Source organism: Woronichinia naegeliana WA131 (assembly GCA_025370055.1).
GTDB lineage: Bacteria > Cyanobacteriota > Cyanobacteriia > Cyanobacteriales > Microcystaceae > Woronichinia > Woronichinia naegeliana.
This window is the reverse complement of record CP073041.1, coordinates 6098493-6120957: the sequence shown is the minus strand read 5'-3', so window position 1 is coordinate 6120957 and position 22465 is coordinate 6098493. Positions and strand designations below refer to the sequence as shown.

18 protein-coding genes and 3 pseudogenes are annotated in these 22465 nt (G+C 43.5%); 11 read left to right on the top strand and 10 right to left on the bottom strand.

All coding sequences use genetic code 11. From position 1 onward, the window contains the following. Positions 1–43 precede the first annotated feature (43 nt). From KA717_31075 to KA717_31040, 8 genes and pseudogenes are all read right to left on the bottom strand, one after another. Positions 44–400 (bottom strand): hypothetical protein, encoded by a 357-nt coding sequence (locus KA717_31075; protein UXE60069.1) that lies wholly within the window; start codon positions 398–400, stop codon positions 44–46. Positions 401–404: 4 nt separating this feature from the next. After that, positions 405–1026: pseudogene (locus KA717_31070) on the bottom strand (IS607 family transposase). A 51-nt stretch (positions 1027–1077) separates the two neighbouring features. Continuing rightward, a complete protein-coding gene (locus KA717_31065; protein ID UXE60068.1) occupies positions 1078–1548 on the bottom strand; it encodes a hypothetical protein in 471 nt (156 codons plus the stop codon). Positions 1549–1570: 22 nt separating this feature from the next. Next, positions 1571–2416 carry a prohibitin family protein gene (locus KA717_31060; GenBank protein ID UXE60067.1) on the bottom strand — a complete coding sequence of 282 codons (846 nt, stop codon included), beginning with the start codon at positions 2414–2416 and terminating at the stop codon, positions 1571–1573. Between the two features lie 105 nt (positions 2417–2521). Then, positions 2522–2995, bottom strand: coding sequence for a methylated-DNA--[protein]-cysteine S-methyltransferase (locus KA717_31055; protein UXE60066.1), 474 nt, complete (start codon positions 2993–2995; stop codon positions 2522–2524). 249 nt (positions 2996–3244) lie between these two features. Next, complete coding sequence (locus tag KA717_31050; protein ID UXE60065.1) at positions 3245–4102, bottom strand: hypothetical protein; 858 nt, start codon at positions 4100–4102, stop codon at positions 3245–3247. Between the two features lie 160 nt (positions 4103–4262). Continuing rightward, the gene (petA, locus tag KA717_31045) at positions 4263–5249 is read right to left on the bottom strand and encodes an apocytochrome f (GenBank protein ID UXE60064.1); all 987 of its coding nucleotides are present in this window, start codon (positions 5247–5249) and stop codon (positions 4263–4265) included. 71 nt (positions 5250–5320) lie between these two features. Next, positions 5321–5863, bottom strand: a complete 543-nt coding sequence (locus KA717_31040; GenBank protein ID UXE60063.1) for a cytochrome b6-f complex iron-sulfur subunit — start codon at positions 5861–5863, stop codon at positions 5321–5323. Positions 5864–6134: 271 nt separating this feature from the next. Between KA717_31040 and KA717_31035 the strand changes: the two genes are divergently transcribed. Together KA717_31035 and KA717_31030 are read left to right on the top strand one after the other, a co-directional pair. Continuing rightward, complete coding sequence (locus KA717_31035; protein UXE60062.1) at positions 6135–7067, top strand: glycosyltransferase; 933 nt, start codon at positions 6135–6137, stop codon at positions 7065–7067. A gap of 235 nt (positions 7068–7302) precedes the next feature. Further along, positions 7303–9012, top strand: a complete 1710-nt coding sequence (locus KA717_31030) for a hypothetical protein (protein UXE60061.1) — start codon at positions 7303–7305, stop codon at positions 9010–9012. A gap of 76 nt (positions 9013–9088) precedes the next feature. Here KA717_31030 and KA717_31025 read toward each other — a convergent pair whose 3' ends face one another. Continuing rightward, positions 9089–9466 carry a hydrogenase maturation nickel metallochaperone HypA gene (locus KA717_31025; protein UXE60060.1) on the bottom strand — a complete coding sequence of 126 codons (378 nt, stop codon included), beginning with the start codon at positions 9464–9466 and terminating at the stop codon, positions 9089–9091. A gap of 109 nt (positions 9467–9575) precedes the next feature. Here KA717_31025 and KA717_31020 point away from each other — a divergent pair, with 109 nt between their 5' ends. After that, the gene (locus KA717_31020; GenBank protein ID UXE60059.1) at positions 9576–10691 is read left to right on the top strand and encodes an FAD-binding oxidoreductase; all 1116 of its coding nucleotides are present in this window, start codon (positions 9576–9578) and stop codon (positions 10689–10691) included. A 7-nt stretch (positions 10692–10698) separates the two neighbouring features. On the opposite strand, the gene KA717_31015 is transcribed toward KA717_31020, so the two are convergent. Next, positions 10699–11559, bottom strand: coding sequence for a branched-chain amino acid ABC transporter permease (locus KA717_31015; protein ID UXE60058.1), 861 nt, complete (start codon positions 11557–11559; stop codon positions 10699–10701). Positions 11560–11728: 169 nt separating this feature from the next. Between KA717_31015 and smpB the strand changes: the two genes are divergently transcribed. The 8 genes and pseudogenes from smpB to KA717_30975 all read left to right on the top strand — a co-directional run bounded on the left by smpB (position 11729) and on the right by KA717_30975 (position 22414). Next, positions 11729–12193: an SsrA-binding protein SmpB gene (smpB, locus tag KA717_31010; protein UXE60057.1), complete on the top strand. Its 465-nt coding sequence runs from the start codon at positions 11729–11731 to the stop codon at positions 12191–12193. A gap of 389 nt (positions 12194–12582) precedes the next feature. Beyond that, positions 12583–13587 (top strand): ABC transporter substrate-binding protein, encoded by a 1005-nt coding sequence (locus KA717_31005; protein UXE60056.1) that lies wholly within the window; start codon positions 12583–12585, stop codon positions 13585–13587. 80 nt (positions 13588–13667) lie between these two features. Continuing rightward, positions 13668–16007, top strand: coding sequence for a response regulator (locus tag KA717_31000; GenBank protein ID UXE60055.1), 2340 nt, complete (start codon positions 13668–13670; stop codon positions 16005–16007). Between the two features lie 176 nt (positions 16008–16183). Then, positions 16184–18049: pseudogene (locus tag KA717_30995) on the top strand (PAS domain S-box protein). Positions 18050–18109: 60 nt separating this feature from the next. After that, positions 18110–18310, top strand: a pseudogene (locus KA717_30990) (hybrid sensor histidine kinase/response regulator). Positions 18311–18620: 310 nt separating this feature from the next. Continuing rightward, positions 18621–19484 (top strand): ATP-binding protein, encoded by an 864-nt coding sequence (locus tag KA717_30985; GenBank protein UXE60054.1) that lies wholly within the window; start codon positions 18621–18623, stop codon positions 19482–19484. Positions 19485–19495: 11 nt separating this feature from the next. Continuing rightward, entirely contained in the window at positions 19496–20629 is a 1134-nt protein-coding gene (locus KA717_30980; protein ID UXE60053.1) for a hybrid sensor histidine kinase/response regulator, read from the top strand. Positions 20630–20695: 66 nt separating this feature from the next. After that, positions 20696–22414 (top strand): EAL domain-containing protein, encoded by a 1719-nt coding sequence (locus KA717_30975; GenBank protein ID UXE60052.1) that lies wholly within the window; start codon positions 20696–20698, stop codon positions 22412–22414. Positions 22415–22465 lie beyond the last annotated feature (51 nt).

Here is a 22465-nt window from a genome sequence, read left to right as displayed (position 1 = left end):
TTAATTCGCCTACTATTTTTCTCCGTAAAGGTTTCAGCTTTTTTCAGCAAGCCCTAATTAGTTGAGTTGCATAAAGACTAACATCAGGAATTGCTTCTGAAGAAATAAAACCAAGCCCCTTTGTTAACAAGGGATACCATGTTCCATGACTAAAGTTACAGTTGTTGAATTTAATTGTTTTTCTAGGAGCCTTACAAATTCTAAACTTACAATCCCGACTGGCAGTATAGGCTTGGTGAGCATCAAAAATGGCATTCTGCCTGATATGGCAAGGGGTGTCTTTTACCCATTCAGGAAGATTAGATTGCATGATGATATTCCTTAATTTACCTTTGCCAATCCTGCCATTTTTCTTTTGGTAGTCAATAGCTTGATTAAAGCAATAACGACAAGCCGCCATCCATTTATTCCACTGTTTCTTCAACTCCAGACTGGGATAAACTTTTATCTTTCTTGCTCTGATTTTTATACTTTCCGAGTCCGTATAATCGGCTGGAGAAACAATCGAGAATGGCGAGGATGTCTTCAACCATTTCGGCTTCAGGAGAGAGATTTGTCTCCCTATCGAACCACGATTGAGCATCCAAACTTTCGGCAGAACCAGTCAAGCCAATTAAATCCAAATCGGGCAAGCCTATCTTGGTGAGCGACCACAATTGTTGCGACATCTCCAGACATGACTCGTTCCAATAAGGCTGTAAGTTTTTGCCTTTTGAAGTTGAGTCCTCCCCTGATTTCGCTGACGACTTCCGCTTGCGGGTATTTTTCTTGGAGGACGGCGACTTGTCTTGAGAGGTCTTCGGATTGTCCCCTACTGCTGACACGAGCGTAAATAACGGTAGTTCTAGTTGGCTCAACCTATTTCCCCGTGTAGGATTCAATGTCGTATCGCCTTTGTCCTGACGGGGTTTTAATTGCTTGGATTTTCCCTTCCTGCTCCCATTTAACCAGGGTTCGGACGTGGACTCCGAGCATTCCTGCTGCGGTTTTGGGTTTAACATATTTTGCGATAATAAATCCCTCAATTCGACGCTTCCATTCTAGCGCATAGTAGCGCATTCTGTCGGTATTCGTGGATTAAATCTTGCTCTCACGCCAGCGATCGCAATTGAGGTGTAACGAGGTACAAGTTTGAGCATCCACACTAGCAAAAGTAGGATCATGATAGGCGGCTCGACTAATCCGTTGACGGATCTGGGGATTGGCTAGAAAATTAGTTGCCCAACGGTCGAGAGGCGGAAACATCCAACGGGCAGCTAAGGGAGGATTGGCTAATCCCAATAGATCGATCGCCCAGGTTTGACGATGGTCTGCCAGTTGAGGCAATAAACGTCGAAATTCTAAGACCGAACTATCAAAACCATGCAGCAGAAGAATTGGCGGTTTTGCCTGTCCTTGTTTTACATAGCTAGTGAGGATTGTCTTGGTTTCTGCTGTCCCTAAACTCGCTGTCGAGAGGGGAATAGAAATAGCTACCTTTTGCAAATTTTGTAGTAAATCCAGAGAAGTCGATTCCGTTAAGGTTGGGGGCGTAATTAACGCAGTCATTATCGTTTTCCTGAAAATTTTTCTATTGTTTCACCATATCTCCTAAATTAAAAAGAAAGGGAACTGCACCGTGATTTTCCCCACTCATCACTAACACCTGCGGCATTTGAGCCCCCCCTTCTCGCCAAGCCTCGATCGCCTCTTTTTGTAAGACTAATTGACCCCCCTGAGCCTTAAGGGTTTCTGCTAAAAGTCGTTGAGCTTCAGCCTTTCCTTTGGCGCGATTAATATCAGCTTGAGCCTGTTGTTCTGCTTCCTGGGCGACATAAACCGCTCGTTGGGCCCGTTGTTCAGCAATTTGTTTTTCCTCAACGGCCCGTGCAAATTCTGGTGAAAAGGTTAAATCGACGACACTGGTATCTAAAACAATAATGCCGTATTTTTCTAGGCGGGAATTGAGGGCATTGTCAAAATCTTCTTTGAGTTCACTGCGTTTAGTAATGGCCTCTTCTACGGTTCTTCTTGCCGCCGCAATTTTAAAAGATTCCTGAGTTTGAGGCGCGATAATTTTGGCTACAATATTTTGTAATGATCCCTGGGTACGACGAATATTGACGATTTTGGTCGGATCAAGGCGAAAATTGATGGCAAAGCTGGCAGATAAATTTTGTAAATCCTTCGTAGAGCTTTGGGCCGGCACCTCAAATTTTTGTATGGTTACATCATAAATATCTACCGAAGAAACAAATGGTGGTTTATAGTGCAATCCTTCCAGGAGTTCTCCCCCTTGAGCCTTCCCTAAAATGCTTAGGACTCCAGCCTGGCCAGGCGTAATAATCACAAAGGCATTTAAACTGAGTAAAACTAATAAGGCGGCGATGAGTCCCCCTATAATGGGTTGCCAATTCTCTGATGATCTTGATTTCATGGGGATAGCCTCGGATGAATCGGAAATTGTTGAGTTGATAGGTTAATGTTTACTTATCTTACATTTTATTTTGGATATTTTATCGAAAATCGACTATTCCAAGTTTCAGGGATTAGCCAAACCTTGTTTTTCGATCTCTAGCAACTTTGCCTTGATCGCCAATCCACCTCGATATCCGACGAGTTGTCTATTACTGCCAATAATTCGATGGCAAGGGATAAATAGGGGAATCGGATTTTGGTGGTTAGCTTGTCCCACGGCCCGAACACTTTTGGGGTTGCCCAGGGCGATCGCGATATCTTTATAGGTAGCGGTTGTACCGTAGGGGGTGTTAACGAGTAATTGCCATACTTGCTGTCTAAAAATGGTACCGGCAGGCGCGATCGGTAGGGAAAAGGCTGTTAATGTACCCTTCAGATAGGCATTCAATTGTCGAAAAGCATCACGGATCAAAGCTGTTTCTTCAAGTGCTAATGCTGGTGGAATGATATCAGTTGCAAAATAAACGTTAGTGATTTTACCCGCATCTTCAGCAATCCCAATTTTGCCAATGCTTGTTTCGCAAAAATAAAGTTTCATTTTTAACTATCCTGATACTGTTTAATCATCAGATGTGTTTTCCTTGATTATATTGATAAGTTCTTCAAGAGAGTATGCTGGTTCCTTTCTATGGAGCATTTCATGACAATTAGGACGGGTGTGACCTCTAATTGATAAATCCTTGTTTAATGAGTCCTTTTGCCGGTAGATACTTCAGAACATCGTATGTTACGATTGATTGAAAAATCGATGTCCAGTAAACTTTTTAAAAACCTTATTTAATATCAACTAGAGGTCGCACCCATTAGGACAAACAGGACGTAAATCTTTAATAGGATCAAGTTGATAGTCTGTCCTAATTTCAGAGAGTGGCTTTAGATGATGAACATGAATAAAGTTTTCTCCGATTTCTCCATATTTTTCACGAAAACTAAAACCGCATATTGAACAAGTAAGACCATGTTTTTTAATACAGATTTCCCTCGCTTTTAAATTTCGTTCATAGATATTGACTTTAACCTCTTTTACCTTTCCTTCATGGAAATTCTCGTTAACTTTATCAGGGTAATTTATCTGACTAACAACTAGATTTTCTTGATGTTTAATTTGATAAGCCTTTGGCAATAGATTACTCTTAATTTTGTTTAAGTCAATAAATTGCATAGATAGCTGCTGGTTGTATTTAGGACACATCTGCGCTAATTGGTGTCTATCAATTACAATTTCTGGATAAACGTTAATAAAAGTATTGCCAAAATAAGCACTATAGTTTTCACAGCACTCCTTTTTATAGATTGGATCATCAAATTCATGACCCTTTTTACATTTAAAGATTGGAGTTTTAGTTCTTCTTTTATATAAGTCGCCTGTATTGCAAAAAGGACATCTCTTGCGTTCTTTAACTCCTGTCTCCTTTTCAATTCGTATAATTTTTGCCATACCCAAAAGTCTTTCCTGATCTCGAACAAGTACTAAATCACCATCAGATATTCTTCTGTAATTAGGCACGGAGTTATCGTATCTATAAACCTCTTCAACAATATCCTGATAACCGGAATGTCCAATATAATTTTGTTCTTCTCCATATGCCAAAAGAAGCCATGCTTGAGATGCATTATTTAATAAAGTTAACAAATGTTCTGTCATAATCATTCATTTTGACACTCAATCAGAGTTACCTTGAGTATGAGTACTATTTATAAATGTAAAATTTAAAAAAGCTGCCCTTAAGATTTTTTCCTGAACATCTGTTCAAAATAATTGCTTAAGTGACAGCCCTAACTTGCTTTAAAAAACAGGACAGAAACTAGAATTCTAATTCTGCTGCTTGAACTTTCTCGATTTGTTTTTTCTTGAGAACTAAGAAAATTTGAGCCAACATAATGGCTGCGAGGAAAAGAACGAGGAACTTGATGCGGGTTGGATTTTGTAGCACAACCTCAGTATCTTTTTGTCCAAAACCACCCACATTAGGATTTGTTGTCAGGAAATCTCCGGCAGCAACAGTTTGACCTTCCGAGACAATTAACTCAGGGCCAGGCAAAATTGTCACCGTTTCATCGCCATCACTCGTAGACAGAACGACTTCATAACCGCCCGCTTCTTGCTTAGTAATTTGGCCAATGGTTCCATTTTTAGGAGCTTTAACCGCATTGTTATTGCTCGGTTCGCCAGTCGGATAGAGTTGCCCACGACCACGATTTGCCCCTAAATGGACAGAATATTTACCATAGTGAATCGCCTTGTTGGTGGCGGGATCGGGAGAAAGAACGGGGAAAACAATTTCTTGATACTGATCACCCGGTAAGGGGCCAACAATTACCACATTTTCTTGATCTTCACGATAGGGCTGGAAGAAAACACCGCCCACCTTTTCCTTCATTTCTTCGGGAATGCGATCGCTGGGGGCAATTTTAAACCCATCAGGCAACATTAATACAGCACCGACATTGAGACCGCCCTTAGAGCCATCTCCTAATACTTGCTGACTATTGAGATCATAGGGAATTTTAACCACTGCCTCAAATACGGTGTCGGGCAGTACAGCTTGGGGAATTTCAATTTCAGCCGGTTTTTGGGCGAGGTGACAGTTAGCGCAAACAATACGACCCGTTGCTTCTCTAGGGGTTGCGGGAGCCGTTTGTTGGGCCCAAAAAGGATAGGCGGCGGCAGATTGGGGGGCAGCCAGATCACTCAATAAAAATAGACTGGTAGTGGCGATCGCTATCAAAGCAATATTCAGCAGGGCTTTTTGTCCCCGTTGCCACAATCCCGAAAAATCAGGCGTTCTCATCTTTAGGTCAAAATAATTTAAGGGTTAACAGTTTTCCCATTGTCTGGGGCAAAGGGCTGACGTAAGCTCGATTAAGCCCACCAGGGATCTTCATTGGTACGAAAGTCTGTTTCTGTCCAGGGCGTAAAGACCAATTTATCGTCTTCAGTAACGGTTGCATGGGCTAGGGCCAAGGAAAGAGGAGCCGGGCCACGTACAACTTTCCCTTCGGAATTGTATTGGGAACCATGACAGGGACACATAAACTTGTTCTCACTGGCATTCCAGGGCACAACACAGCCTAAGTGAGTACAGATCGCGTTAATGCCATAGTCAGTGATGGTTTTCTCTCCCGTCACGATAATATAGGTAGGATCTCCCTTTAAACCTTGCGCTAAGGTGCGATCGCCTGGATTATGGGCTGCTAAAAATTCCCCTACCTTGACATCATTACCGAGGGCATCTTTAGCCGTTACGCCTCCTCCAGCCGAGCCACTAGAAGGAGGAATGAAATATTTCACTACGGGATATAAAGCCCCCGCCGCAATTCCCGTAATCGTCCCAAAGGTCAATAAGTTCATAAATTGACGACGACCCAAATCGGGGACATCGGACGCACCTGTAAGTTGAGCCATAATGAACCGTCTAAATTGTATATTTTTGTAAAGGTTTCTAAGATTTCTCCTAGAGGATAGAATTTTCTGCTGTATTAAAAGCGGTTAAGGGGCGATACCAATGGCACGCTTCGCGCCCGAAAGCAGAACTGGATTGCTTGCGAATCAAAAAAAAGTTACAAGTCCAATCCTGATTATTACAGAAAACGTCGCCTGCTTAGAGAGTCGGTATCGGCAACAGTAAGCTTTAAGATAGTCGTAACCTCTTTTTTTACTATCGATTAGGCTACTCATGTTTTTCAGCATCGTTATCCCTACCTATAACCGTAGGCCCATTTTAGAAAAATGCCTTTTGGCTCTCAGTCAACAAGCGTTGCGGGATACCAAGGTGGCTGGCTACGAAATTGTGGTGGTGGATGATGGTTCTACCGATGGCACTTTGGACTGGTTGGCGGCTCATACTGCCACTTTTCCCAAGGTTGTGGCCTATGCTCAAGATCATCAGGGGCCAGCCGCCGCGAGAAACCTTGGAGTGGCCAAAGCTAAGGGAGATACTATTATTTTTATTGATAGTGATCTGGTGGTAACAAGCCAATTTCTGCAAGCCCATGCCGATGCTTTACTGGCAGGCCAGACCCAACTGGATAGCGATCGCCTATTTACCTATGGGGCAGTGATCAATACTTGTAATTTTGACAATCCCACGGCGGAACCTTACAAAATTACCGACTTTTCGGCTGCCTACTTTGCGACGGGAAACGTGGCGATCGCCAAAAAATGGTTAGAACAGGCCGGTTTATTTGACACGGTTTTTCAGCTTTACGGTTGGGAAGATTTGGAATTAGGGGTGCGACTCAAACAACTAGGGCTAAAATTAATCAAATGTCCTGGGGCAGTGGGCTACCATTGGCATCCTCCCTTTTCCCTAGAGCAAATTCCTAAATTAATTGATCAAGAGATACAGCGAGGCCGCATGGGTGTGTTATTTTATCAAAAACATCCGACCTGGGAGGTACGCCTCATGATCCAAATGACTTGGCTCCACCGATTACTTTGGGGTTTGTTATCTCTCGGTGGTACTTTGAATGAACGAACAATGGCTCCTCTGCTGCAATGGTTAATTGATCGCGATCGTCCCCAACTCGCTCTGGAAATTGCCCGTATTTTCCTAAATTGGTATAACGTACAGGGGGTTTATGCCGCCTATCGTCAAGGTCAGGTTTAATTAGGGACTATCAACTTTTAAGATTTCTTAACCCCTGTATTGTCAGTGAAAAACATTTAATCACTCAATTTTTTTGAACTCTGTTAAAGCAGTTTAAGATACTATCTTGCGATCAAGAGATTTTCTTAAAAAGTTAAAGTAAACTAAATTACTTATTTAGAAATGGAGACAATGCCATGTTAACTTAATCAAGATTTTTGGGCATAGTAGCAATAACATTATTTTGGAGATCATCATGAGAGAAATTTTATTTGCAATTTTGGGTTTAGTCATTGGCGGCGGTGGTGTTTATTTCTTCTCTTCGGCAAAACTTCAGCGTCAACTGGCTAGTGCAGAAGGAAAATTAAAACGGGCTAATCGGGCCACGGACGATATGGATAACTTGCGATCGCAGCAATTGTCCCAGTCAGGAGCGTTACAAACTGCCGAGGCAAAAATCCACTCAATGGAAGCCGACTATCAGGCCAAAGTGAGTGAATATGAAAAACAAATTCAAGAACAACAGGCATCTTTACAGTCCTACGAAACTCAAATCCGAGAATTACAGAATAATCATCAACAGGAAATTGCTGCTCTCCAATCCTCCTTAACTCAAGCATCTCCTCCCCCTTTACCGACTACAACGGAGGTTGCCCCCTCTCCTGAACCCTCTCAAACTCCCAACTGGTTAGGGACTGTTGCTGGTGGAGCCGCGATCGCTGGCGTTGCTGGATTAGCTGGTGCGGCTGTTTCTGGACTATTGGGTCATGAAGAAGCCGTTGAGACTCCTAGCCCTGCCAGGGAAGAACAAGAAGAGCCTCTTGAAGCCATTGCCCCCCCCAGAGAAGAAACCGAAGTTGTTGAAGAAACCGCCCCAGAAGAAAATTGGGTTGATGCGATCGATGCTCCCTCAGAACAAGAATTTAGAGCAGAAGCCCCTGCTTTATTAGACCTAGAATCCTCTCTCTTTGAAGAAGAAGCTTTTGAGCTTTCTCCAGAAACCCCAGAAATTGCTCCAGAAATTGCGAGTGTTGCAGAACTGGATCTCAGTGATTGGACGGAGGAAGAAAGCTTTAGAGAGGACGAATCCCCTTGGCTCAGCGAGCAAACCTCTCCCTTTGACGATCCCTTTTCACCTTCATTAGAAACACCGATCTCGGTAGAGGAAGATAACTGGGTGGATGCGGTAGATATCCCTCTAGAAGAAGTTAATTTCAGTGAACCAGATCTAGGAGCTTGGGCGGAAGGCGATAATGCGATGGAAATGTCAATCGCCAATGATTTTCCGCTCGTGTTAGAAGAGATTAGTGCCATTGATACTACAATGGACTCTCTTGAATTACCCGCAGACTTTTTGGCCGATATTCCCTCAGATCATGCCAGTCTCGAATCCTTGACTGAAGAATTGAATGCCGAATCGGAATTAGACTTTCTCTTAGACCTCCAACAAGACGATGCGATTACAGAAAATCCTGACCTGTTAGCTTTTTCTGAAATGCAGGATCTAGAAAGTTTAGAAGAATTATCGGATCTATCAGCAGAGCTAGAATTAGGTTCAGAAGATCTGTCTTTATTGGATATGTTCCCAGAGGATCAAGCTGATCGAGAAGTTTTACCGGAGCTTCCTTTGTCCGAGCCTGGCCAGAGTGGTGAGACCCCTTTTATTAATTTTTCAGACTCAACGCCAGAGAAGTCCGATGTGGAGTTTTTAGAAATGCTGCAAACGGAAGATGATGATTTTTCCAAGCGTCCTCCCATCGAAGAATCGGATGATATCTTTGGGGATTTATTTAGTCCTGAACCCTATTTATTAACAACAGGGCTAGATGAGCTTTTTGGGCAAACCAATGAGCCAGAAAATCACCCCGCTTCTGAGTCTGGTTTAGAAGAACTCTTTTCTGATGATGCTCTCTCCTTTGATAATTGGGATTTACCAGGGACAAGAGGCTCTACCCAGGAAAGTTAATGCTCCTTGCAAACTGATAAGAAGAAGAAAAATTTTGAGGCGATCTTCATTGATAGTGATCGCCTTTGTTTTTGGGCTAATCTTCCAATACTTGTACTGAGACTTCTACAGCATCAACATCAATAGTGTTTGGGGGTGATATCCTTTCAAATTTTCCCTCTATTACTCTTAATGACTCTCCGCAACTGGGACAACGGCATTCACTGCCCTTAAAACTGGTAAATTCATAACCACAGACAGGGCAGTCAGACTCGACTAAATTGCGCTTCATCCACCAACGCAAACCCAAAAAGCCGAGAATAGGAGCAACCGCTAATAAAGCCAAAAGAATTAAAACACTATTCACGACCCAGCCTAAGCCCACTGCCCCCAGTAACAGACTCACCAATAAAACCGTTAACGCACAACCCAGTCCGGATTCATTGAGCGAGACAAACTTTGGGACGTTATTCACGATGCTCTCCTTTGAAGGGTTACTAAAACAACAATTTATTCTCTATGCTAATCGATTCCTACCCCCAACTGAGAGACTTTTCTGCAAAGCGGCAAGGAGAAATTGACGAATGACTGAGATTGTAATTATTGGTGCTGGCGTTATTGGTGCGGCGATCGCCTACGAATTAAGTTTGCTGCCGAACTTGAATATTACCCTGCTTGAAAAAAATCAGGCTGCCAGTGGAACGAGTGGGGCTGCTTTAGGCGTTCTCATGGGGGTGATTAGCAAAAAAACAAAGGGTCGGGCCTGGACACTCAGACAAGCAACCCTGGCCCGTTTCGAGAGTCTTCTTCAGGAATTACAAGAATTAACGGGCCAAACTTTGGAGATCAATGATCAGGGCATTGTCTTGCTGCTCTTTTCTGAAGAGGAACACAATCAATGGCATAAGCGGCAAATCCTACGTCAGGCCGAGGGATACCGTTTAGAGCTTTGGGATCGGGAAATGCTTGCACACAAATGTCCGCAAATCAGAGGAGAAAATATTCTCAGTGCCGTTTATTCTCCCCAAGACCGTCAAATCCAGCCTCGGCAATTTACAGAAGCTTTGGTGACAGCCGCTTGTTTAAAGGGCGTTGATTATCGCAGTGGCGTAACGGTTCAGGATTTTACTGTCCATCCGGCTCACAGGGCTTCCCATGGTCAAGTCGTCCAATCAGTTCAAACTGATCAAGGGGATTTTGTCGCCGATCAGGTAATTATCACGGCGGGCTTAGAGTCTCTTACCCTAACCCAACAATTACACCAAACCGTTAAGCTTGAACCTGTCCTGGGTCAGGCCTTACGGGTTAAATTACCTCAGATCCTAGGACATAATCATTTTCAACCGGTGATTACGGGGGAAGATGTCCATATTGTGCCCTTAGGAAAGGGAGAATACTGGTTAGGAGCTACCGTTGAATTTTTAGAAACATCAGAAAGTTTGCAGCCAGATCCCTTGAGTTTAGAAAAACTCTTGGAAACCGCGATCGCTTTTTGTCCTGATTTAGCCAAGGCTAGGATTTTGCATTCTTGGTCAGGGCAACGTCCTCAACCCCAGGAGGAATCCTCACCGATTCTTAGACCCTTAGCCGGATACGACAATGTGTTAATTGCCACAGGACATTATCGCAATGGCATTCTCTTAGCACCTGCTAGCGCGCTCTGGGTTCGAGACTATCTGCTGGCTCAAGATGGTCTGTAGCAAATGTTTAGGTGGTTCCTTTGAATAAACCCTGGGGACGAATTAAAAGAATAACAATCATAATCAGTAACGCTACCCCCATTTTGTAATCGGGGCCAAACCAAGGCACACTGACCTCCTGGGCAATACCGATAATTAAACCTCCGGCGATCGCTCCATAGGGATTGCCAATGCCGCCGAGAATGACAGAAGCAAACATTGGTAAGATCAAAAACCAACCCATATTGGGTTTAATGGTCGTAATCAGCCCATACATGGAACCGCCCAAAGCCGTTAGTACCGCCGTAATAATCCAAGTCCAGATCACGACCCATTCCACATTGATGCCCGATACCCGTGCTAAATCGATATTGTCGGCCACTGCCCGCATCGCCTTACCAATTTTGGTTTTTTGTAAGAGCAAATGTAACGCCACCATCGCGGCGATCGCCAAACCAATAACAATAATGCGATTATACTCAAGTTTTAAGCCTAAAAATTCCTGAGCTGGAATAATTGGCCCCACGTAATTTTGGTTATTGCCGCCCCAAATAAACAAAATACCATTGCGTAAAAACAACGCCAGTCCAATGGAAATAATAATCAAGGTGGTCGGACTAGCTCGGTGATCGCGCATGGGTTTCCACAGTAACCACTCGGACAGTAACATGGCCATCGCCGTTCCTGCTGCCCCTAAACCCATTGATAGCCAGAGATTCACCCCACTGGTATTGGCTAACCAGGCCAAATAGGCTCCCAGGGTCATAAAATCACCATGAGCAAAGTTAGAAAGCCTTAAAATGCCATAGGTTAAGGTTAGTCCGACCGCCGCTAGAGCAATAATACTGCCCACAGCAATGCCATTAAAAATCAGTTGAGGTATTTCCATTCGTCCGGGTTTGCCCTTAATGCTAATTTCTCCCTCAAAGTACAACACATTGGGCAAATTTTATGGGGAAAATTGGGGGTATCCTGCCAAGCAAGGCGATCGCTCACTCTCAAAAAGACTGTGATCAGTCTACCGTTAACGGAAGTGAAGATGTTATCCTAGTTAAGATATGGGTAATCAAAACGACACCTTTAAATTAATCAGCGACAATCGCCAAGCCCGTCACCTCTACGAGATTCTAGAAACCTACGAAGCCGGAATTGAACTCAAAGGAACGGAAGTAAAGTCGATTCGAGCGGGCAAAGTGAATTTGCGGGATGGCTACGCGCTGTTGCGGAACGGTGAAGCCTGGCTAATTAATGTTCATATTTCTCCCTACGATGCCAGTAGCGCGTATTTTAATCACGATCCTCGACGTACCCGTAAACTCTTACTGCACGGTCGGGAAATTCGCAAACTGATTGGTCAAGTTGAACAAAAAGGGCTAACCCTAGTTCCTCTTAAAATGTATATGAAGGGCAGTTTTGTGAAAGTGTCCCTGGGTTTAGGGAAAGGTAAAAAGTTACACGACAAACGGGATGCGATCAAAAAGCGTGATGATCAACGGGATATGGCAAGGGCGATGAAGCGTTAGGCGTTGCTGACTTGAGGTATGAATCTCTAAAGATGCAATTTTTAAAACATTGACTCACACTGGTTTCTAGATGTATGCAAAATTCTATTTCATACCCTGATTAAGCAACGCTCTTTTATCAACTAAAGGTCGCACACATCCCAATACTTGTCTTTCTCTGAAAGGGATTCTAAGAATGTGTATCCATCTTAGAGGGAAGGGGCTACAATGGGCTTGTCAGATTTTCGACCGACGTATACTTGGTCGGGCATAAAAACTCTAGTATTTAGTTGGCTTAGGATACCTTCTAGGATACTGGAGTTTTTTGCTATCTGAGATTAATTATTTTGAAGTGCGGGGCTATCCCGAAAACCCCTAATCGACATTATCCCTTAATAATTATGATTTTAATGATTAAATTTAAGTTTTTTCGTTTCCTAATGCTATTTTGCCTAGTAGGAACAATTGCGATCGCCCTGAAAGGTTGTGGTTTTGAGCAAACTCAATCCTTAAAAGTCTTTAAGGTCGGACTCAATACTTGGCCCGGCTATCAAATCGCCCTATACGCCAAAGAAGCGGGTATTTATCGTCAACATGGGCTAGATGTTAAATTCATCCGCTTTAACAATCAACAAGATAATATTCGCGCCACCATGCGCGGTTCCCAGGATGTCAGTTTTGCGCCCTTGTCCGAAGTCATGCAAGTGGATTGGAATCAGGAAAAACCCGTTTTTGTCATGGTAGTGGATATTTCCGCCGGTTCAGATGGCATTGCTGCTCGCCCGAAGCTCACCTCAGTCAAGGACTTAAAAGGGAAAAAAGTCAGTGCTAAATTTAGCACCGTATCCCACTTAATTCTACTAGAAGCCCTTAAGGCGAATAACCTCAAACCCACCGACGTAGAGATTGTCGATGTGGCCAATGAGCGAGGAGCCGCTCTCATCAAACAGGGCAAAATTGATGCGGCTGTCCTTTGGGAACCCCTGTTAACGGATACAGCCAAGGCCGTTGGTGGCAAGGTAATTCATACCACTGCTGATCTTGATAGTTTAGTGATTGATGGCTTGGCAACTCGCGCCAGTCTTATTGCCGATAAACAGGATGAATTGATCCAATTTATTGAAGCCTGGTTTGAGACGATGGAGGCGGTTAATAAGCAACCACAAGTCGTTTTTGCTACTGTAGCCAAACAATTAGGCGTAACCCCAGAGACCTTTGCAACGGATTTCCAGGGACTTAAAAAAGGCGATCTAGAGATGAATCGTCGGATGTTTGTGGAAGGAAGATTAGAGGAGGCCTATCAACAAACTCGCCAGCTATTATTGTCCGATCTTCGACATGGGCGAATTGTACGTAACGATGTAAAAATTGATGCTGGCCCGATTACCAAAGCAACTCGCAATTGGCAGCAATGAAGCAGTCTCAGCCATCGACAAAAAAACAACTTGCTAAACAATTACTAAGTGGTTTTGGAGCCTCTTTAATGGTAGTTGGATTGGCAACTTTTTCAATCGCCTATCATTCTTTGCGAAATAGTTTAGAACGGCAAGTTCAACAACGGGCAGAGAGTATCACGGAAGGTTTGGAATTTGCCTCAGAAGGACTGATTGAACGGCAGGATGTCTATCTGGTGGAACGCTTAGTTCAAAACTATGCCACCCTACCAACGGTAATTGAAGTGTCTATTGTCGCCCCTGACGGTATGATTCTGGCTCATAGTGATGCCTTTGCGATTCAAAATCGTGCTACCTCCTATGCCCAACTGCGTCCGACTCTAGCCGCCGCTCAACACGAAGCTTCCCAAAATGGCATTGAAACGAATATTCGCACGACCCTGGATGGTCAACCAGTAGTAGTTCAAATGCTGCCATTTAGTGGCACTTTATTTACGCCTCAGAATCCGCATTCCCCGTCCCCAACCCAGCATCGAGGGGTGGCGATCTCCGTGATGAATCTTCAAGAAATGGAACAGGATGCCCTACAAGGTGCGCTTTCACTGGTTTGGGTCTTGATCATCAGTGGCGGGATGATTTTGTTATTTATGGGCTGGCTGATTCAACATTTAGTTCTCTCTCCCTTGGACAAAATTAACGGAGCGATCGCCAAAAGTGAACATCAAGAAAAATTTTTACTGCCTCGCCTACCTAACAATGAAATTGGTTTTTTGGGGACAACCCTAGCCTCTGTCTTTGAACAGGTAAAAGCTTACAAACAGATGGAATTGGCGATCGCCGAACGTAAATATGCAGAAGTTGCCCAACGCTATGAACTGGCAACCCGTGCCGCGAAGATCTGGGTCTGGGATTGGCATATGCAGAGCGACGAGTTTCTCTTGGATCAAGGGATTCAGGAATGGCTAGGGTATGCCGATTTAGCCTTACCCGCCCACTTTAACGATTGGATAGAATACATTTATCACGAAGATCGAGACTGCTTTTTAGAAACCCTGCATTTGCACTTAAACGATAAAACGCCCGAATTTTCCTGCGAACATCGACTCCTCCAGATGAATGGAACCCCCACTTGGTTTTTATCCAGGGGACGTGTTCTTGGGGCAGTCGGGGATCAAGCCCTGAGATTAATTGGAACGATTACTGATATTGCAGAACGGAAACAAGCGGAGGCTCAGTTACAAATAACCAATGCAGAATTGGTTCGTGCCAATCGTTTGAAGGATGAATTTTTGGCCAATATGAGCCATGAACTTCGTACTCCCCTCAATGCCATTCTCGGCATGACCGAAGGACTTCAGGAAAAAGTTTTTGGGATGATTAACTCAGAACAACTCAAGGCACTGCAAACCATTGAGCGCAGTAGTTCTCATTTATTATCTTTGATTAACGATATTCTGGATCTGGCCAAAATTGGAGCCGGTCAACTTGAATTAGACTGTAGCGCGATCGCGGTTGCCTCCCTTTGTAACTCCAGTCTGGCCTTTATTAAACAACAGGCCCTCAATAAACGTATCCAATTAGAGAGCAAATTACCGTCCCATTTGCCAGCCCTGTTAGTGGATGAACGGCGTGTCCGCCAGGTTTTGATCAATCTTCTCAACAATGCAGTCAAATTTACCCCAGAGGGTGGCCAGATTATCCTCGAAGTGACCCCCCTTAGGCCTCCCCAGACCATTGATCCCCTTCCTCCTCCCTTTTTAGAACTGGCGGTCATTGATACCGGCATCGGCATTGCGGCGGAAAATATCGACAAACTGTTTCAACCCTTTATCCAAATTGATGGCGCGCTCAATCGGCAATATGAGGGGACAGGTCTGGGACTATCTTTGGTTAAACGCTTGGTTGAACTGCATGGTGGGCAGGTGGGGGTCACTAGTGAGCTAGGGGTGGGCAGTCGCTTTACCATGACCCTTCCCTGTACTGAATCTCAGCCCATCAGGGCTTCTGCAAATTTTCCGTCCGAAGCGGATAGTTCCTCTAATGTCCCCGTTCTGAAAACATCGGAAATGTCAGCCGTGATTCTTTTAGCTGAGGACAATGATGCTAACGTTAGGACGATTTCAAGTTATTTAAAGGCCAAGGGCTATCAGTTGATTTTTGCAAAAGATGGAGAAGAAGCGATCGCGTTGGCCCAATCTGCCCAGCCGGATCTAATTTTAATGGATATTCAAATGCCTAAGCTAGACGGTTTAGAAGCGATCAAACAAATTCGTCTGGCCCCTCTATCCGCATCGATTCCTATTATTGCCTTAACAGCTTTTGCCATGGTTAATGATCGCGATCGCTGTTTAGCGGCGGGAGCCAATGACTATTTAAGTAAGCCCGTTAAAATGAAACAACTGGTTACGACCATTCAACAGCTTTTAGAACAGCAAAATTAAAGACGGGAGCAACTTTATAATTCATGCAAAAATCTCCTTTCTTCTTTCGTCATCTCTCGCTACGCTGGCTACTCATTGTTCCCTTTGTGGTGCAAATTGTCGGGGCGGTGGGACTCGTGGGTTATTTATCCTATCGTGTTGGCCAAAAATCAGTGGCAGCCTCGGTCAATCATTTGATGGCTGAAACCAAAGAACACGTCATCGAACATCTAGACTCCTATCTAGATATAGCCCAGAAGGTCAATCAAAGCAATCGAGATCTCATTGGCTCAGGATTAATAGATGTTAATAATTTTAACAAGCTAGGAAAACTGTTTTGGCAACAAGTTACTAACTATAATTTTTCCTATATGAATTATGGCAATCTTCAAAAACAATTTATTGGCTCAGGCTATGTGGATGGTAACTTAGAAATTGCTGAAATAAAACAACCGCAACTGGGTACAATTACTATTTATCGACCCGATGATCAAGGCAACCGTCTCTATCCTCCTGTCATAGTAAAGCAAGAAAATCCTACCAATGAGGATTGGTATCTCAAGGCCCTAGAAGCAAAACGACCCATTTGGAGTTGGAGTTCCATCTATAATTGGAATGGTGTACCAGAAGAGATCTCGATCTCTGCCACTGCGCCTGTCTATAACTCCTCCCACAAACTATTAGGAATTCTGGGCATAGATTTGAGTTTGGCCAAAATCAGTCAGTTTTTGCGACATATTACCGTTGGCAAATCGGGACAGGTTTTCATCCTAGAGCGTTCTGGATTATTGGTTGCTAGTTCCGCGACTCAGAACCCCAATAAAATCATCAATGGCAAGGCTCACCGGATAAAATTAGCGGACATTCAAGATCCCCTTTCCCAAGCTATCAATAAAATCGTTAATCAGAAATTAGAGAGTTTACATCGAACCAAACAAACTCTCAATACTAAAATAAATATTCAAGATCAAGATCTATTTATTCAAATTACTCCCTATCGTCATCAAATTGGGATTGACTGGTTAGTCATAATTGCCATACCTCAATCTGATTACCTGGCCGACATTGAGGCCAATAATCAACGAATACTGATCTTGTGTGGACTGACGCTATTTCTATCTATTGCGATTGGTATCCTGATCGCCAATGGCATTACGAGGCCAATTCAATCACTGAGCCAAGCGAGTCAATTAGTGGCTGAGGGCAAGCAACAAATATTGTCAACGGAAAATATTTTAGTCACCGAACTTTATATCCTAGCTGAATCTTTTAATCGCATGGCTGCGGATATCAGGGAATCTTCTCTTCGTCTTCAAAATGCGCTGCAAGTCTTAAATAATCATAACCAAGAACTTCAGCAGTTTTTAAACGCTATTCCGGTGGGAATTATTATTTATCAGCCCGATGGCATTGTTATTTATTGCAATCCCATTGCCAAAGAGCTATTGGGCAGTCATTTCACTTTGGGGAGTCGGATCGATGGGTTAGCACTTAATTATAAGTTTTATATTACTGGCACAGATCAGCCCTATCCCCGCGATCGCCGTCCCATTGTTCATGCTTTGCAAGGCAAGGCCAGCCACATTGATGATTTAGAGATGCTTAAAGATAACGGCAGAATCGCCTTAGAGGTGTGGGAAACCCCTGTTTTCGATGCTCACAAGATGGTTAGCCATGCGATCATTGCGTTTCAGGACATTAGCCAACGACAAGCAACCCTCCAGGAACGGGACAGGGCAGAAGCAGCCTTGCGTAAAAGTGAAACCCGTTTTCGTCGAGTCTTTGACTCGAATATTGTTGGCATGATGTTTGCCAATTTTAATGGTCAGATAACCGATGCCAATGATCGTTTTTTGGAAATCATTGGTTACAGTCGAGAGGATCTTCAGGCTAATCGGATTAACTGGGTTCAGCTAACACCACCGGAATATATGCCACAGGATTTGGCGACCATTGAACAACTCAAACTGGAGGGTTTTATTGAGCTTTGGGAAAAAGCTTATTACCATAAGAATGGCCACCCCATTGCGATCTTGCTCAGTGTCGCTTTACTTTCTCCTGACGATGACAATTGTGTTTGTTTGGTTATCGATATCAGCGATCGCAAAAAAGCCGAGATCCAACTGGAGGAAAACAATACTGAATTGTGGCGTGCTAACCGTCTCAAAGATGAATTTTTGGCCACCATGAGTCATGAACTGCGAACCCCCCTCAACGCCATTTTGGGAATGACCGAAGGACTACAGGAAGAAATCTATGGGCCAATCAATGCGAAACAACGTCAATCTCTTCAAACAGTTGAACGTAGTGGCACACATTTACTCCATTGGTGTCAACTTAAGCCAAAAGCCTTACTAAATAAGGATCGTAGGATGGATTATGCGATGCTAACCCATCATCAATCAACGATTAATCAAGCGTTATAGTTTCTAATCCTCCGAAATAAGGCTCAACGGCTCGTCATCAAACGGTTCCAAAGCCTTAATTAGCAAGAGTTACACGTTAAGTTGACACGGATGACATTTACTCTCGCTCATTACCGACATTCTCGATTTTGCTAAAATTGGCGCAGATAAAATTGAGTTAGATTGTCGTCCCACCGCCATTGCTCCTCTTTGTCATGCCAGTCTCGCCTTGATCCAAGCCCAGGCATCCCAGAAACAAATTCAAGTAGAGCTAAAATTACCGCCTAATTTACCTGACTTAGTGATTGATGAGCGACGGATTCGCCAAGTCCTGATCAATCTGCTGAGTAATGCGGTTAAATTTACACCCAAGGGAGGACAGATTACCCTAGAAGTCAGACCATTTTCTCCGCCTCAATCCTTTTTACGTCTCGCAGTCATGGATACAGGCATTGGTATTGCTACCGAAAATATCAGCAAACTGTTTCAGCCCTTTGTACAGCTTGATGGGGCCTTAAATCGTCAATATGAGGGAACGGGCTTGGGACTAGCGCTTGTCAAACGTCTGGTAGAACTTCATGGTGGGCGGGTGGGGGTTAGGAGTGAGGTTGGTCAGGGGAGTTGCTTTACGGTGGATCTTCCCTGTCAGGATTGTTTAGATTGGGTTTCAATCCCTGATCCCTTGGCCGAGCTATCTATGACGCTGAGTCAGTCAAAACCCGAAAAAGCCGCTTTAATTCTGTTGGCCGAGGATAATGAAGCCAATTTAATCACCATTTCCAGTTATCTCACTGCCAAAGGCTTTATCCTACTCCTCGCCAGAAACGGGAAAGAGGCGATCGCCCTCAGTCAGTCCCAAAAACCCGATTTGATCCTGATGGACATTCAAATGCCCGATTTAGACGGTTTAGAGGCGATTAAACAGATTCGTCTAGATCCAAACCTTGCTAAAATTCCGATCATTGCCTTAACAGCCCTGGCCATGCCGAGCGATCGCGATCGTTGTTTGACTGCGGGAGCGAATGATTATTTGAGTAAGCCTGTTAAAATGAAAGAGTTAGTAAAGGCGATTCATAACCTTTTGGAAAGTTAGGTCAATAGCTAATGAATGTACCATCGATTTTTGTCATTGATGATGAACCAGATAACTTTGATGTCATTGAAACTTTTTTGAGTGATGCCGACTATCAATTGCACTATGCAGCGAGTGGTCAAGAAGCCCTGATTTTACTCAATACTTTTAGTCCAGACCTAATTCTCCTGGATGTGATGATGCCAGGTTTAGACGGAATTGAAGTTTGCCAACAACTTAAAGCCAAATCTCAATGGCAAGCCATTCCTATTATCATGGTCACGGCCTTAACGTCTAAGGAAGATTTATCACGGTGCTTGGAAGCTGGAGCCGATGACTTTATCAGTAAACCCGTCAATCGTTTTGAATTGCGGGCTAGGGTCAAATCGATGTTACGCATCAAACAGCAATATGATCGGATTCAAGAGTTCTCTGTCATTCAACGAGACACCATTAACATCCTAGGACAAAATTTAGAAGAATTAACGGGCAATTTGGCCGTTAGTTTATCCCATGAACTGAATACTCCCCTCAATGGCATTATCGGCGTAATTGAAGTGCTGAAGGATAATATTCAAGACATGGAAATTACCGAAGTACGGGAAATACTAAGTTGGGCAGATCAATCGGCCAATCGCCTTAATGAACTAACCAAAAAATTCCTGCTGTATTTACAATTGGAAATAACCGTCAGTCAGCACAAAGATCTGGGAACGGCTCAAACGCGATTTTCGGCGGCTGATATTAAGATGGCTTTGGAAATTCATGCCAAAAGCTATGAACGCAATAAAGATCTAAAATTTGAGCTTAAGGAAGCCACCCTATCTTTGCCCGAAAAATATTTATCGATCCTACTGAAAGAATTAGTCGATAATGCCTTGAAATATTCTGCTTGTGGCACCGAGATCCAGATTAAAAGCCAGATTATCGACGGGATGCTGAATATCTCCATTCATGATTGGGGACGAGGGATGACAGCCTATCAAATTTCTAGAATTGATGCCTTTAGACAATTTGAGCGCAAGGAGCATCAACAACCAGGTATCGGGATTGGTTTAAAAATCGTGATGAAAATTGTTCAACTGGCTGGCGGTCATTTCTCTATTCAGAGTGTCTATAAGCGAGAAACAAAGGTAACAATTTCTCTCCCCATTATTGGCAATTAGGCGATTAATTGTCCCAGTTTATTTCATTTTTGCCCAAAAGTATTAACTATCTAACCACAGCTACCTATGTCTTCTATTCTGATCGTTGATGATGAACCCGAAAACTTTGATGTCATCGAAGTCCTTTTAAATGATCAGGATTATTCTCTACATTATTCTGCTAGTGGTCAAGAGGCGCTTAGTTTTCTCAACGCGATTAAGCCCGATCTGATTTTGCTAGATGTGATGATGCCGGGATTGGATGGCATAGAAGTCTGCCAACGCATTAAAGCTATGCCGCAATGGGAAGGAGTCCCCATTATTATGGTTACGGCTCTTACCAACAAGACTGATTTGGCTCAATGTTTAAGTGCTGGAGCCGATGATTTTATTAGTAAACCCGTTAATCGTTTGGAGTTAAAAGCGAGGGTGCGCTCCATGTTACGTATCCATGAACAGTATCAGCAATTAGCTCATTTTAATGCCAATTTAGAAGCCAAGGTCAAACAGCGAACGGCTCAATTACAGTCCATGATTTTTCGGGATTCTCTGACCAAGCTTCCCAGTCGAACTTTCTTGCTACAAAAATTGGTGGAGCAATGTCAATTCGAGCCAAGATCTTTTGCCATTCTGTCCCTAGACTGTGATCAGTTCAAGTTGGTTAATGGTTCCTTTGGTCACGAGGTTGGTAATCAGTTACTGATCGCGATCGCCGACCGTTTACAACAGCATTTGCGATCGGGAGATGTTTTAGCCCGTTTGGGAGAAGATGAATTTGGTTTTTTATTGCAACAGATTGAGACAAAAGAAGCGTTAGAGAGCTTTATTCAAGACATTTTGCACAGTTTTCATACTCCCTTTTCCATTGCCAACTGTGATATTTTTATGACCGTTTCGATTGGGGTAGCTCTGGACAATGGCAAGAGTCAACTACCGGAAGCATTCCTCCAGGATGCTGATACTGCTATGTACCAAGCCAAGTTACGGGGCAAGGGCAGTTATCAAATTTTTGACTCCCAGATGCACCTGGCCATGGTAACTCGTTTAAATCTGGAAAATGACTTACAACGTGCCCTCGAAAATCAAGAATTTGTTCTTTATTATCAGCCGATCATCCATCTACAAACCCAAAAATGTGCCGGTTTTGAGGCTTTAGTCCGATGGCAACATCCTGAACGAGGCATGATTGCTCCGATTGAGTTTATCCCCTGTTTAGAAGCCACTGGCTTAATTGTCAATGTAGATCTTTTTGTTTTGAAGCAAGCCTGTGAACAACTCCAAACTTGGCAACAAAAAGGCTGGACAGATCTCAGTATGAGTGTCAATCTTTCGGTACGACAGTTTGGAAGCCAGACCTTATTAGCTGATATTGATCGCATTTTGGCAGAAACTCAAATTCAGCCCTCCCATCTCAAACTTGAAATTACCGAAAGCGCGATTATGGAAAATGCAGAAATGGCAATTCACTTAACCGAAAAACTGCGATCGCGCCAGATTCAAATTAGCATTGATGATTTTGGTACAGGGTATTCTTCCCTCAGTTATTTACATCGTTTTCCAGTGGATAATCTTAAAATTGATCGCTCTTTTGTTAAGGAGATTCAAGATCATAATCGCAATTATCATGTTGTGAATACGATTCTGGCCCTCAGTCAACAATTGAACTTGTCGGTGATTGCCGAAGGGATCGAAACTCCCCAACAGCAGCAATGGCTCCAAACGTTGGGCTGTGAATTTGGCCAAGGCTATTTATTTTCTAAACCCCTGCCAGCCGCAGAGATTGAAAAACAGTATCTGAATCGGTAGTGTTCTGAATCTGTGGATAAGACCAATTGCAATTCTTTCGCTGACAACGTT

Bases quoted from the DNA above. Each gene is read 5' to 3' on its own strand.
- KA717_31075 (UXE60069.1), bottom strand. From the start codon at position 400: ATGGCGGCTTGTCGTTATTGCTTTAATCAAGCTATTGACTACCAAAAG.
- KA717_31065 (UXE60068.1), bottom strand. From the start codon at position 1,548: ATGACTGCGTTAATTACGCCCCCAACCTTAACGGAATCGACTTCTCTG.
- KA717_31060 (UXE60067.1), bottom strand. From the start codon at position 2,416: ATGAAATCAAGATCATCAGAGAATTGGCAACCCATTATAGGGGGACTC.
- KA717_31055 (UXE60066.1), bottom strand. From the start codon at position 2,995: ATGAAACTTTATTTTTGCGAAACAAGCATTGGCAAAATTGGGATTGCT.
- KA717_31050 (UXE60065.1), bottom strand. From the start codon at position 4,102: ATGACAGAACATTTGTTAACTTTATTAAATAATGCATCTCAAGCATGG.
- petA (UXE60064.1), bottom strand. From the start codon at position 5,249: ATGAGAACGCCTGATTTTTCGGGATTGTGGCAACGGGGACAAAAAGCC.
- KA717_31040 (UXE60063.1), bottom strand. From the start codon at position 5,863: ATGGCTCAACTTACAGGTGCGTCCGATGTCCCCGATTTGGGTCGTCGT.
- KA717_31035 (UXE60062.1), top strand. From the start codon at position 6,135: ATGTTTTTCAGCATCGTTATCCCTACCTATAACCGTAGGCCCATTTTA.
- KA717_31030 (UXE60061.1), top strand. From the start codon at position 7,303: ATGAGAGAAATTTTATTTGCAATTTTGGGTTTAGTCATTGGCGGCGGT.
- KA717_31020 (UXE60059.1), top strand. From the start codon at position 9,576: ATGACTGAGATTGTAATTATTGGTGCTGGCGTTATTGGTGCGGCGATC.
- KA717_31015 (UXE60058.1), bottom strand. From the start codon at position 11,559: ATGGAAATACCTCAACTGATTTTTAATGGCATTGCTGTGGGCAGTATT.
- smpB (UXE60057.1), top strand. From the start codon at position 11,729: ATGGGTAATCAAAACGACACCTTTAAATTAATCAGCGACAATCGCCAA.
- KA717_31005 (UXE60056.1), top strand. From the start codon at position 12,583: ATGATTAAATTTAAGTTTTTTCGTTTCCTAATGCTATTTTGCCTAGTA.
- KA717_30980 (UXE60053.1), top strand. From the start codon at position 19,496: ATGAATGTACCATCGATTTTTGTCATTGATGATGAACCAGATAACTTT.
- KA717_30975 (UXE60052.1), top strand. From the start codon at position 20,696: ATGTCTTCTATTCTGATCGTTGATGATGAACCCGAAAACTTTGATGTC.